The sequence below is a fragment of the Streptomyces sp. RLA131 genome (assembly GCF_056270125.1).
Genome location: NZ_JBWDOQ010000001.1, coordinates 38,875 through 50,750 on the forward strand (window position 1 = coordinate 38,875; position 11,876 = coordinate 50,750).

General features: G+C 71.2%; 12 protein-coding genes. All 12 read right to left on the bottom strand.

Features of this window, described 5'->3' with window-relative positions; translation table 11 throughout:
* Positions 1-9: 9 nt before the first annotated feature.
* The 12 genes from RWE79_RS00205 to RWE79_RS00260 are packed head-to-tail and all read right to left on the bottom strand — an operon-like array spanning position 10 to position 11,407.
* Positions 10-3,501, bottom strand: a complete 3,492-nt coding sequence (locus tag RWE79_RS00205) for a LysM peptidoglycan-binding domain-containing protein (RefSeq protein WP_475937948.1) — start codon at positions 3,499-3,501, stop codon at positions 10-12.
* 8 nt (positions 3,502-3,509) lie between these two features.
* Complete coding sequence (locus RWE79_RS00210; protein ID WP_475937921.1) at positions 3,510-3,971, bottom strand: TadE/TadG family type IV pilus assembly protein; 462 nt, start codon at positions 3,969-3,971, stop codon at positions 3,510-3,512.
* Positions 3,968-4,423, bottom strand: a complete 456-nt coding sequence (locus RWE79_RS00215) for a TadE/TadG family type IV pilus assembly protein (RefSeq protein WP_475937949.1) — start codon at positions 4,421-4,423, stop codon at positions 3,968-3,970. The genes RWE79_RS00210 and RWE79_RS00215 overlap by 4 nt, the downstream gene beginning before the upstream one ends.
* Positions 4,420-4,836: a TadE/TadG family type IV pilus assembly protein gene (locus tag RWE79_RS00220; protein ID WP_475937950.1), complete on the bottom strand. Its 417-nt coding sequence runs from the start codon at positions 4,834-4,836 to the stop codon at positions 4,420-4,422. The genes RWE79_RS00215 and RWE79_RS00220 overlap by 4 nt, the downstream gene beginning before the upstream one ends.
* A gap of 50 nt (positions 4,837-4,886) precedes the next feature.
* A complete protein-coding gene (locus RWE79_RS00225) occupies positions 4,887-5,075 on the bottom strand; it encodes a hypothetical protein (RefSeq protein WP_475937951.1) in 189 nt (62 codons plus the stop codon).
* 17 nt (positions 5,076-5,092) lie between these two features.
* The gene (locus tag RWE79_RS00230; protein WP_475937952.1) at positions 5,093-5,968 is read right to left on the bottom strand and encodes a type II secretion system F family protein; all 876 of its coding nucleotides are present in this window, start codon (positions 5,966-5,968) and stop codon (positions 5,093-5,095) included.
* Entirely contained in the window at positions 5,965-6,933 is a 969-nt protein-coding gene (locus RWE79_RS00235) for a type II secretion system F family protein (protein ID WP_475937953.1), read from the bottom strand. The genes RWE79_RS00230 and RWE79_RS00235 overlap by 4 nt, the downstream gene beginning before the upstream one ends.
* A complete protein-coding gene (locus RWE79_RS00240; RefSeq protein ID WP_475937954.1) occupies positions 6,930-8,495 on the bottom strand; it encodes a CpaF family protein in 1,566 nt (521 codons plus the stop codon). Before RWE79_RS00240 ends, RWE79_RS00235 begins: the two co-directional genes overlap by 4 nt.
* Positions 8,488-9,369 (bottom strand): CpaE/TadZ family protein, encoded by an 882-nt coding sequence (locus RWE79_RS00245; RefSeq protein WP_475937955.1) that lies wholly within the window; start codon positions 9,367-9,369, stop codon positions 8,488-8,490. The genes RWE79_RS00240 and RWE79_RS00245 overlap by 8 nt, the downstream gene beginning before the upstream one ends.
* 2 nt (positions 9,370-9,371) lie before the next feature.
* Positions 9,372-10,058 (bottom strand): SAF domain-containing protein, encoded by a 687-nt coding sequence (locus tag RWE79_RS00250; protein ID WP_475937956.1) that lies wholly within the window; start codon positions 10,056-10,058, stop codon positions 9,372-9,374.
* Between the two features lie 36 nt (positions 10,059-10,094).
* Positions 10,095-11,024, bottom strand: coding sequence for an ATP/GTP-binding protein (locus RWE79_RS00255; protein WP_475937957.1), 930 nt, complete (start codon positions 11,022-11,024; stop codon positions 10,095-10,097).
* Positions 11,018-11,407 carry a hypothetical protein gene (locus RWE79_RS00260; RefSeq protein WP_475937958.1) on the bottom strand — a complete coding sequence of 130 codons (390 nt, stop codon included), beginning with the start codon at positions 11,405-11,407 and terminating at the stop codon, positions 11,018-11,020. Before RWE79_RS00260 ends, RWE79_RS00255 begins: the two co-directional genes overlap by 7 nt.
* Between the last annotated feature and the right edge of the window lie 469 nt (positions 11,408-11,876).

An 11,876-nucleotide genomic window follows, 5' to 3' on the forward strand; every position in this document is an offset into this window, starting at 1 on the left:
CCTCCGGCTTCAGCGGGCCGTGACGGTGCGCGGCAGCAGATTTCGGAGGAGCTCGGCGGTCTCGGCCTCCATATCAACGCCGCCTCCGAGGTGTTCGTTGATGCGGGCGAGTTTTGCGGCGGCGGCGCGCAGAGCGGGGACATCACCAGCTGCGTGGTGGGCGAGGAACAGCGCGCGGTGCAGGAGTTCGTTCTCCTCAGCGGCGAGCAGGCCCTGGCTGGCGGCCCACAGGGCGCCGGGGATGTCGCCGGCGTCGCGGCATCGGGTGGAGAGGTCGTATGCGACGTCCACGATCGCGGAGGCCATCTCCTGGATGGCGGGCTCGGCCCAGGCGTAGCGCTGGGGGTCGATGGCGGCGAAGGGCCGGCCGCGGACCAGGGCGAGGGCCTGGCGCAGGGCGAGGTCGCCGTCCTCGGTGGGGTCGTTGAGGCCTTTTCGGGCGTGCTGTTGGAACTGGGTCCAGTCGCAGGTGACGTGGGGGCCGAAGCGGTATCGGTGGTCGGTCACGTCCTGGACGCGGGGGAAGTGGGCGTTGCCGTCCGGGTCGGTGCCCAGCCAGGAACGCAGGCGGGAGATGACGGCGTTGCGCATCGTCTTGTTGACGATCTGGCCGGGCCACAGGGCCTCATCGATGGCGTGGTGGTCGACGCCGGGGTGGAGCGCCAGGTAGGCGGCGAGTTCGGTGCCGGTGCGCTTGCGGTTGGAGTCGACGCGTCCGGTGGCGCCTTCGACGCCGACGGAGCCCAGGAGCAGTACGACCGGCCCCGGGGCTGCTGCTGGCGTGGCCGTTGCGGGCTCAGGTCTCGGGGCCTTGGTCTGGGTCGCCTGGTCGGTGATGGTGACGTGGAGGGCCTTGGCCGGGGTGACGCAAGGCTGCGGGCCGAGGACGAGGGCGACATCGGCCGGGCCTGCTGTGGTTGGGGCTGTACCGTTCGTGCGGCTGGCGTCAGTGTCGTCGTCTTCGGCCAGGACGTCAGCGAGCGACATCCCGGCCCCCGGCGTCTCCCCGTTCTCCTCTGGCATCGTCGGTGCGGGCGTCCCGGTCTGCGTCCATTCGGCTGTCTCGGTGTCGAGCTCTTCTTCGATGTCGGCGTACTCGGCCGGCAGGCCGTCGTCGTCGGGGTCGTCTTGGGCGCGGGTCCAGTCGGGGGCCGGGATGTCGGTGTCGCTGTCGGCGAGGGCCAGCAGTTCGATGGCGTCGGCGAAGTGGTTGTCGCTGAGGCCTTGCAGATGGACCGGCAGCCCGGATCCCGGCAGGACGACCGCGTCGCCCGGGCCATGGCAGGTCAGCGTCCAGGCGTCGGCGGGCAGCGGGACCGAGGCGGGGGCAGCGGTGATGACCGCGCTGGCGGTCCGGGGCCGGTCGGCGAGCGTGTCGAAGAGCGCGGTGACGGCATCGTGGTGAGCGGCGGCGTCGGGCAGGGTCTGGGCGAGGATGATGTGGGGGGTCCAGGCGCCGCCAGCGTCGTCGCGCAGCCGGGCCGCGCGCAGTGAGTCGGCTCCCAGAGCGGCCAGGGTGCGTCGCTGGTCGGCGGAGTGCGCGGCGAGTTCAGCGGTGGCGCCGGCCAGGTCCTCGGTACGCGCGACGCGTTCGGGGGCGGCGGTGTCCAGGCCGGGGGTGGTGTTGCCGAGGGCGGTGACTTCGAGGTGGCCCGGCAGGCTGGTGGTGGCGAGCTCCACGGCGATGGCTTGCAGGACGTGCCGGGCGAGGTCTTCGTCGCCGGCCAGGTTCAGGATGCCGACGTGCTCCAGGTCGACCAGGACCAGGTGGCCTTGGGGATCCCAGCCGAGGGAGACCAGCGCCGGGTACGGGGCTTCTGCGGCCTGCAGGTTTTCGGGGGCGGCCAGGTCGGGGTTGCTGGCCGCGCAGGTCCACATGTCGTGCCGTCCGGCCGCTGCGGTGAAGGGCGCGCACGCGGGGGTGTCGTTGGCGAGGTGGAGGTCGACGCGGGCGTCGTGGAGGACGACCGCCTCGAGGACGGGCAGTTCGCGGTTGGCGGCAAGGTTGAGCGCGAGGGTGCGCAGTGCGGTGTTCAGCAGGTCGAAGCCGGTGGGGTGCTGGGCGGCGCGCAGGCTCTGCTCGGTGGCGGCCGCGCTGCCCTTGGGCATGGGGATCCGGCGGCCGGGTCGGCGGCGGCGCTGCTGCAGGACGCGGCGGGTGGCCAGGGTGCCCATCAGTGCGGCGGCGAGGACGCCTGCGCCCATCCACACAGCGGCGGGCGCGAGGGCCCGGTCCTCCTCCGCCACATGGCCCTGGCCGGTGTCCTGGCGGGCGGGGCTTTGGGAGGGGGCGGGGGTGGCGGCGGCCTCGGGGGTGCGGCTGGGGACGGGCGAGGCCTCGGGCGTGCGGCTCGCGGACGGCGCCGGGGTCGAGGCCTTCGGGGATGCGGGCTGCTGCCCGTCGTCCTGGCCCTCGCTGTTGTCCGGGGTGGCGGTGTCCGGGTTCTCATCCGGCGTCTGGTCGGCGGGCGGCGCCGAGGCGTCTGTGCCGTTGTCGGCCGGTGCTTCTGTGCGGTCGCTGGCCTTGGTCTTTTCCTGGGGCAGGTCGAGTTTCTGGCCGGGGAAGATCAGGTCCGGGTCGTCGAAGATGCCGCCGCCGGGCTGTGTCTCGCCCTTGTTTTCCTTGTAGATGGCGGGCCAGTCGGTGGGGTCTCCGTAGGTGTCGGCGATCTTCCAGAGGCTGTCGCCGGTGTGGACCGTGACGGTATGCGGCCGATCCGTGGTGTCCTTCGTGGCCGACGTCTTCTCGGTGCCGTCAGCGCCCGCGTGCTCTTGGTCGGAGCTCTGGTCCTTGGGCGTGGCGGTGGCTGCCGCGTGGGTCTCGGTGGCGGCCTCGGTGGCCGGCGACGCGGTCCGGGCGTCGGCGGGCAGGTTGATGACCGCGCCCTGCGGCAGGTATGCGTCGCCGGCGGCGAGTTCGGGAATGCCGGGGTTGAGGGCGGCGATGTCCTTCCACCGCTGCCCGTTGCCGAGGTACTCCTCCGCCAGGTCCCACGGGGACTCGGTCGGCGAGGTGACCGTGTGCTGGGGCCAGGCGGCCTCGTCTGTGCCTGTGGATGCCGAAGCGCTGGGGGTGGCATCGGCGACGGTCTGTGTCGCGGTCACCGCGACCGCCGGTGTGCTGGTGGCGGCCGAGGCGGCGGTCGGCGCGAGCAGCAGGATCCCGCCGATGAGGAAGCTGGCGAGGGACTGCAGTCCGCCCAGGCCCCTGATGTGAGGTGCGGAGCGGCGGCGCAGCACGGCCACGATCTCCACCAGGACGGAGAAGGTGAACGCGGCCCACCCGGCCCAGCCGATGAGCGTGAGGACGACCAGGAAGACGGTGCCGTCGTCCGGGCGCATCAGCAGGTCGAAGCCGCCGGACAGCTCGGTCGGCTGGTGCCCGACCACCAGCAGCGCGAAAGGAACGCCACCGACCAGAGCTATGAGGAGAGCGAGGCCGGTCAGGGCGCGCAGCAGGACGCCGAGGGCGCGCAGGGGTCCGGGGGTGCGGTGGGCCATGGTGCGGCTCAGCCTCCAGCTTGGGTCTGCAGATGGGCTTTCGCGGTGCCGGTCACGTGGATCGTGGACCTGCCGACCAGCGTCGCGAAGTAGGTGCTGTAGGTGTCGTGGACGGTCACCGTGAGGGTCTGCCCGCCGTCGGTGATCTGTACATCGCCCTGGACGTTCGCTGCGGCGAGGTAGCGCTGGGCGGCAGCGCGGGCCGCCTCGGGGTCGATCGTGATCGCGGTGCCCTCGATGGCCTGTGCCGGGTCGATCTGCTGGCCGGCCGTGCGGGCGGCTTCCTGGGCGAGGGAGGTGGCCCTGTTGCCTGCGTTGAGAGCGCCACCGCCGTCCACGATCAGGCCCATGACCATGAGGATCGCGAGCGCTGAGATGGCGAAGAACAGCGACATCGAGCCCCGGTCGCGCTGTTGGCCGCTGAGCGCCGTACGGCGCCGGTTCACGTATGCCAGAACCCGGTGGGTCATTGCCGCCCCCGGTAGGTGTCGATGGGGCTGGTCCACGATGCGGTGAGCGTCTTGGAGCCGGGCAGGCCGGGCAGGCCGATGTCGTCGAGGCGCGCGGTGCACGCGATCGTCACCGTCACGGTGGCGTCCTGGCCGACGTCGAGCGCGTAGCCGGCGGTGTCCACGACGACGCTGGAGGTCTGGCAGGTGATGCCGTCGCCCTCCAGGCTGCTGGTGGCGGCGGCCTGCGCCTCGGACTGCGCGCTGGAGGCGTCGCGTTCCAGGGACGCTGCGCGCGCGGCCGCGTGGGCTGCCGCGTCCACGGCGCCGTCGGCGTCGGTGACGCGGCCGAAGGCGACCATCAGGCCCAGCAGGGCGATCAGGACGGGGGCCAGGACCGCGGTCTCCAGCGCGTAGCTGCCCCGGTCGCGGCGGAGCGCGCCCGTCAGGTTGGGGATGTGGGGGCGGGTCATGGGTTGGTGAACCGTTCGACGGGGGCGTCGGCGAACTGGGTGACGTCGAGTTCCAGGCCCGGCACGAGGGTCGCGACGTGGCCCGTGACGGTGATGTGGATCTGCTGGGCGTCGCTGCCTGCGGAGGAGACGTGTGCGCCGCGCACGCTGTTGCCGAACCGGGCGAGGAAGTCCTCGGCCTGGGCGACGCCGTCGCTCGGGCTCGCGCCGAAGGCGCGGCCGGCGTCGACTCCTTGGCGCGCGGCGGACTGGGCGACCTTACGCGCGTGGTAGTACAGGCCGACCTGGATGATGGTGAAGACGAGCGCCAGCACCACGACGGCCAGGACCGCGAGCTCGACACTGCCGAAGCCGCGGTCGCCGCGCAGCCGGCCGGCGACGGCCCGTCGGCGATTTCGCGCCCGCGTTCTCACCTCACTGCCCTCCTTGCGTTGCTGCCTGTGCCGTATGGCGTGGTCGGTACTCATCCGCCGTCGATGATGCCGATCTTCTCGGCGACCTTGAGCTTGATGGCCAGTGCGACCCCGCCGGCCACGACGATCAGGACAGCGGCCATCACGGCGAGCTCGCCGGTGGACTGCCCGGCGTCCTTGGCCGCCTTCGTCTGCTCCCAGCGGGCCCGGAGCAGCAGAGTGAGAGCCCTGAGATCCATGTTCTTCTTCCTGTTCTTCAGCTACCGAGGATGGTGATGGTGAGGGGGATCATCACGAATACGATCATGAGGATGACGCCGAAGGTGACGGGCAGGATCATCGCAGCCGAGGCCTCGTTGGCCTTGCCCTTCGCGTCCGTCAGCAGCGCGATGCGCAGCTGACGGGCCTGGGCCTGCAAGGTGGTGTAGACGGCCGCGCCGTCCCCGGCGAGTTCCAGGATGTCGGCGGGGCGGGTCAGCTCGGGGATGTCGAGTTCCTCTCCGAGTTGCTTGAGCGCATGCCACGGGGTGATGCCCGCCAGGTCGGCCTGGTTGAAGACCTGCCGCATGCGCTCGTAGATGAAGCCCCCGCCGACCTGCGCGGTCTCGGTCAGTGCCTGGGCGGCGCCGGAGTTGGCGACGCGGGCCAGGGCCACGCGCTCCAGGTAGGAGGCTGCGGCATGCCGCGCCACGAGCCGGGCTTCGGCTGCGGCCCGGGCGACCTCCTTGCCGGGCCAGAACCAGAACAGCGCGCCCAGGGCGAGTGAGAGGAAGGCCGGCATCGCGTACGGGAACGGCATGGCCTGCATCAACTGCGGGACCAGCAGTCCGTACAGGGCGAACAGGACCCGCTTGCCGAGGTGTTCGGCCGGGCTGATGCGCAGCAGGTTGAGGTCCTTCATCGGCAGGGTGATGCGGCCGCCGAACTCGCCGATCAGCCGGTTGCCGACCCGTTCGGGCACTGACCCGGTGCGGGACGTGGCGTTGGAGGGGATGGCCGCGGAGACCTTGCTGGCGTCCAGCCGGTCCAGGGCGCTGGCCAGGTTCGGGCGGGCGGGCCAGGCCGCTCGGGCGGCCAGGCCGATCAGGATGCCGGCGGCGGCTGCGGGCAGCACGGCGTTGAGAGGGATCACCGCTGGCCTCCAGCGCTGCTGGTGGGGAGCCGGTCCAGGAAGCGCGGGTCGGTCGCGCCGAACGCGTGGGCCAGGACGAGGCTGCGCAGCGGCTCGATGAGCCGGGGGTCGGGCTGGGTGCGGGCGATGCGGCGCAGCCAGGTCAGCGTCCAGGCGAAAGCGCCTCCCAGGAAGGCCAGCACGATCTGGCCCAGCGGGGACTGGTACCAGCCGGACCATGCCTCGTTGAGCATGCAGCCGATCACGACGGTGCAGATGACGACGGACACCAGGCGGGCGGACTTGCGGACCTTCGCCCGGTCCGCCTCCACGTCCCGGGCGTCCGCGGCCTGCTGGTGGATGGTCACCGCGAGGGCCTCGAGGGCGTCGGCCAGGCCCGGGCCCTTGTAGACCGCGTGGGACTGGAAGAGCAGCACCACGTGGTCGGAGACGCCGTCGGCGAGTTCGTCGGCGAACAGTTCGAACGCGTCGTAGGCCTCCATGCCGGTGCGCAGCCGCTCGGCGAGCGCCCGCACGTTCGCGGCGATCGGGGCGGGCGCGTTCTTCGCGGAGGAGCGGATCGTCTGGGGCAGGCTGATCCCCGCGGTGTGCACGCCGGCCAGGTGGTTGAGCCACTGTCCGAGGGCTTCGAGGCGCTCGATGCGTACCTGGGCGGCGCCGCCCGGATGCAGTACGTACGGCAGGCCGAGCACGGCGGCGCCAGCGAGCAGGCCGTGCACCGGCCACCCGGTGTAGGCCCACACCAGCAACGTGACGCCGCCGGAGGTCGCGACCAGGTAGCGCCAGCGGCTTCGCCATTGCTCGGGCAGTTCTGCCTTCGCGCGGTGCATGCGGCCGGTCAGCCGTGACGTCGGCTTGGCCGGGTCGGGGATGCGGCCGCGCAGTTCACGGACCACGGCGATGACGGCCAGGAGAGCCAGGACGGTGCAGCAGGCCGCGACCAGGGCGAGCTGGGGAGTGGTCATCGCGGTCCCACCTTCTGCAGAGGGGGACCCCAGGCGCCGTGCGGGTTGTTGGTCAGCCAGCGGCGGTCGAAGCCCGCCTTGTCCTCGAGGTCTTCGACGAAGGACGGCATGTTCTTGTAGATCGCGCGCGGTTCCGTCCGTTCGCCCGCGTCGGCGGGGGCGAAGATCTCGGTGGTGGTGGGCCGGCCGCCTTCGCCGACGACGTCGTGGACCTCGTAGACGTGGCTGACGTACCGGTGCTTGCGGCCGCCGTACTTGAGGTCGCTCCAGTCGTACTTCAGGTAGACGACGACGTCGATCGAGGAAGCGATGAGGTGGTGAGCGGCGCTGTCGGCCATGCCGGACTCGGTGCACAGCTGCACCAGGCGGCTGATGATCGCGTGCGGGCGGCGTACGTGCATGGTGCACATCGACCCGGATCCGCCAGCGGACATCGCCTGCAGCATCGGCACGATCTCGGTGCTGCGGACCTCGCCGACGATCACGCGCGTGGCGTTGTAGCGCAGCGCGGTGGCGAACATGTCGGAGATGGTGACCTCGCCGGCGAGCCTGTTGTCTCCGGTGCGTTCGCCGTTGGACTGCCGCGCCTCGAACGCGAAGGTGATCGGCCCAGGCTTGGGGCCCGGCTCGTCCAGGTACAGCTCGCGGTCCGATTCCAGGGTGACGAGGCGTTCCTCTTCGGGGATCTCCCGGCCGAGCGCGCGCAGCATGGACGTCTTGCCGGCGCCCATGTCGCCGACGACCAGCATGTTCAGGCGGGCCCGGACGCAGGCCCGCAAAAAGAATTCGATCATCGGGTTGACGGTGCCCCACTTCACCAGTTCCTCCATGCCGGTGTCACGCAGGCGGTGCTTTCGGATCACCACGGAGGGCCGGGTGGTCAGCAGGGACGCGGTGACGCGGGATCCGTCCGGCATCCGGAAGCCGACCATCGGGGTGGACTGGGTCAGCGCGCGCTCACCGTGGCCGGACAGACGGGCCATGCGATTGACCCAGCTGATGAGTTCGTCGTGGGAGTCCGCGACGCGGTCGATGGTGCGGCGCGGCCGGTCGAAGTATTCGACGTGGGCACGCAGTCCGTCGACCATGACGTCTTCGACGCCGTCCTCGTCCAGGAGCGACTGCAGCCGGCCGCCGCGGTACATGGCGTTGAAGACCGCCGTGCCGATCGCGGCTTCCTGCTCGGCGCGCAGCGGCTGGTTGCCCTGGGCGTACTTGGCGGCCCAGTCGGCCACCGCCGACTTGGTCAGCGAGCGGGCGAGGGCGCGCCGGTCGTCTTCCTCCAGGGTCCGGTTGGGGTCGCGCTTGCTGAGCTCGGCGGAGACCTCGGCCTGCAGGGCTTCGATGACCTCCCAGTCGACGGGGAGTTCACCGGGCAGGTCGGCCAGCCGTGGCACCGCGGCCGGACCGGCCGCCGCGGCGGAGGCGGTCCCGGGGACGGGGCGGACTGGTTCGGGTGGCTGGCGCTGGCTGAGCCTCCCGCTGAGCAGGCTGGCCATTTCATCGCGGCCCAGGGCCGGCGGCTGCCCGTTGAGGCCAGGGCGCTGGTGGGTGTCAGCCACGCGTACCTCCACGGGTCTCGGTCAGGCGCTGCAGGACCCCCGCCATCTGCGGGTTGGGCTGCCGGGACCGCCATTCCTGGTGGATGCGGCGGCGCTGGGCGACGGCGTCGAGCCGCTCGCTCGTGGTGCGTGCGTGGCGGAGCAGCTCGCTGCGGCCGTAGCCGCGTGGTGGGGCGCCGCCTTCGGTGAAGTAGTCGCCGACGGGCTGGTCCCAGGGCAGGGCGCCCAGTACGGGCACCTTGAGCGCGTCGGCGACCTGGTGGGCCTTGTGGCCGCGGCGGGAGTCCCGCTCGATGAGGAGCAGGCCCAGGGCGTCGGCGCCGGTGCCGTGTTCGTCGAGTTCGGCTCGGAGCGGGTCGATGACGTGCCGGGTCAGTGCGAGGGAGGGTTCGGTGTTGCGGACCACGAGCAGCACCAGGTCGGCCTGGTGGATCAGCGGTGCGGGGGTGAGCGTGGGGTGGAGGCGGCCGGATTCCAGGGCGAGGCGTCCGGCGTCGATGAACACGTCGTGGCCGGCGTCGTGGGCGAGGACGTGGACGACCTCCGACAGCGAGGACCAGGTGCGGGTGAGGGAGGCCGCTTGGGCTGGGTCGGTCAGACCGGGCAGGAGTTTGCGGTGTCCTTGCTGGTCCAGGGGCCACAGGTGGGAGGCGAAGGCGTTGGCGAGTGCCTCGGGGCCGACGCGTTCGGCGGCGGCCAGGTGGTAGAGGCCGAATCCGGCGGTGACGGTGGCCTGCATGAAGCCGGCGCGCAGGGTGCCGCCCTTGGGGTCGCATTCGGCGAGCAGGCTGGGGCGTTTGGAGGCGAGGGTGAGCGCGAGGGAGGAGACGGTCACACCGACGGATGCCGCACTGGTCAGTGCGATGACGGGCATGGTCAGTTGCTCCGCGGTTCACGGACCAGCGCGATGCGGCTCATCGCGGCGCGGGTGGCCAGGAGTGGGCCGTCGGTGGTGGCGACGGCGAGGTTGACCACGACGGTGCCGGAGGCGTCCGGGGTGGAGACGGAGACGACCACGGCGTCGATCGACGACGGCGGTTCTTTGCTGTCGGTGGTGTCGTCGCCCTGGGCTGGGGTGGTCACCGCGAGGACCTTGTCGCCGGGGGCCAGGGTGCCGGCCGGGGCCTGGCCGCGCTTGACCTGGACGCCGACCTGCTGCTTGTCATCGCCCAGTCCGGTGCCGGCGTCCAGCTGCGAGGCCGTGAGCAGGCCGCCCTTGCGCAGGCCGACCGCGGGCCGCTTGCCGATCACGCTGGCCTTGTCGGCTGCGGGGACCGGCGTCAGCGCGGAATCGGCGGAGACTTCGGCGACGGTCAGATCGGCGTCGGTCAGGGCCTGGCCGGCGGGCACGTCCCTGGCGATGGCCAGGACCTGGGCGCGATCGCTGGCGGAGGTGACGGCCGCGGCCGCGCCCAGGCCGCACAGGGCGGCCAGGACGACGCACAGCGCGACGACCGACCAGCGGCGCTCCCGCCGGACCGGAGCGGTGGCGGTGATGGGGACCTCGGGGCGCAGCGGGCTCTGGGGACGTGGCACCGTCGGCGCGGCAGCGGGGGATTCCATGAGGCCTCTCGGGTCTTGTAGCGGTGTCAAGCGGTGTTAGTTGAGGACCTGGACTTCAGCGACGGTGATGTCCACGGCGCTGTTGCGGATCTCGGTGAGCTGGCCGGTCTGGCCGCCGCCGGCCCAGTCGATGGTCCAGGTGGAGGTGGCGGTGACGTGGAATTTCCCGGACGACTTCGTGGAGGAGGGCTGGCTGTAGCGGTAGCCGCAGTCCGGAGAGGGCTTCTTGCCGTAGGCCGCCTTGTAGGGGGTGCCGGCGCTGGTGCAGGTGACCGTGGAGCCGTCACCGAGTTTCCACACGATCTTTGAGACCTTCGCGGTCGCGGTGACCGTCACGGCGCCGGCCGTTGCGGTCGCGGTGTTGGGCCCGTACGTCTCAGCGCCCGTCTCGGTCCACAGGTAGACCGGCATGCCGACGACGCCCTTGCCACCGGGTTTGGGGGTGATGCCGATCTCAGGTCCGCGCAGCGTCATCTTCTTGACGGCTTCCTGGGCGAGCTGGCCGGGGTCGACCGCCGCGCCGCCGGGGCCGTTCACGGAGAAGTACGTGCCGCCCATCAGCTCACGGCCGACGCCGGGGCAGGTGACGTTGTAAAGCTCACCCTTGTCGCCGGGCTTCCAGTCCGAGGGCAGTCCGACGGCCAGCTTCCACACCGGGTCGTCGGCGGCGGGCTGGGGCTTGAGCAGCTGCCAGTAGCAGGAGTCCGCATGGTTGAAGGTGCCCATCTCCGTAGTACACGGCACGGTCTTGCCGTCGATCTCGCAGGTGGCCTTGCCGGAGCCGGCGGGCTGATCGGCGTCCCCGGGATTCTCGGGAACCTTGGGATCCGTGGCTTTGACGTCGCAGTCCAGTTCCTTCGGCGGGCACTCCACCCCCGTGTCTGCGGCCGACGCGGAGTGCGCCGGCACGCCGACGAGGGCCAGGGCGAGCACGGCGGCCGCCGCTGCGGCGCGGGCGGTCAGCATGTTCTCTCCCGGTCGATCACCGAGGCGTAGATCTTCCAGTCGCCGGTCTTGCTGCGCTCGGCGGTCGAGGTCACCACGTGGCGGCGCGGGCCCGAGGCGACGGACCCGACGGCCTTGCCGGTCTTGGCGCTGACCTTGTCGTACGCGCTGGAGTCCACGCAGTCGACGACGGTGGCCTTCAGCGGATCGGACTCGATGCTGATCGCGGTCACCTTCGGCGAGCGCGTCGGCGTCCCCTTCATGATCGTGCCCTGCTGCTGGTAGTAGAAGAGCGTCGCCTTGATGTCCGACAGCGCCTTATCCGCGGCGTACTTCTCCAGATCCGGGTCGAGTTTCGCCTTCGCGTAAGTGCGGACCTCCGCCGCCGACATGGACCGGTACACCGCCAGCACCTTCGCCTTCTCCGCCGCGTCGGGATCTACCGACCGCGTCGGGGAAGGAGAAGGGGACTTCGTGGGTTGCTTGGCGGCTGAATCATCGGTACTGGAACTACAGGCGGACACTGCCAGGAGCGTGCAGGCCACGAAAACCAGGGCCACTGACCGGGTGCCATTCCCCTTGCCGCGGTGTTCCCGTTCCGGTCGTGCTGGCTGTGCCACTGCGCCTCCCCGTGCGTCGCGCCTGTCGACCTGCGGCGCGCTGCGCCGTGTGATGTCGCCATCACACGCTTCAACCGCCCCAGGTGGCTGGTCTGGTCTCATACGTTACGCAAAGTTCCTCCGACAACCCAGCCCGTTTGAGCAGTTCAGATGCACCGCGCGAGCCGTAAATCGGCATAATTCCGCATGACAGGAACACGGATGTGGAATTCATCCCGTCAAGCGGGACTGGAATGACAGCGGCCCGACCTAT

What these genes read in the sequence shown, in the direction of transcription:
- RWE79_RS00205 (WP_475937948.1), bottom strand. Translation starts at nt 3,501, where the DNA reads ATGGCCCACCGCACCCCCGGACCCCTGCGCGCCCTCGGCGTCCTGCTG.
- RWE79_RS00210 (WP_475937921.1), bottom strand. Translation starts at nt 3,971, where the DNA reads ATGACCCACCGGGTTCTGGCATACGTGAACCGGCGCCGTACGGCGCTC.
- RWE79_RS00215 (WP_475937949.1), bottom strand. Translation starts at nt 4,423, where the DNA reads ATGACCCGCCCCCACATCCCCAACCTGACGGGCGCGCTCCGCCGCGAC.
- RWE79_RS00225 (WP_475937951.1), bottom strand. Translation starts at nt 5,075, where the DNA reads ATGGATCTCAGGGCTCTCACTCTGCTGCTCCGGGCCCGCTGGGAGCAG.
- RWE79_RS00235 (WP_475937953.1), bottom strand. Translation starts at nt 6,933, where the DNA reads ATGACCACTCCCCAGCTCGCCCTGGTCGCGGCCTGCTGCACCGTCCTG.
- RWE79_RS00245 (WP_475937955.1), bottom strand. Translation starts at nt 9,369, where the DNA reads ATGCCCGTCATCGCACTGACCAGTGCGGCATCCGTCGGTGTGACCGTC.
- RWE79_RS00250 (WP_475937956.1), bottom strand. Translation starts at nt 10,058, where the DNA reads ATGGAATCCCCCGCTGCCGCGCCGACGGTGCCACGTCCCCAGAGCCCG.
- RWE79_RS00255 (WP_475937957.1), bottom strand. Translation starts at nt 11,024, where the DNA reads ATGCTGACCGCCCGCGCCGCAGCGGCGGCCGCCGTGCTCGCCCTGGCC.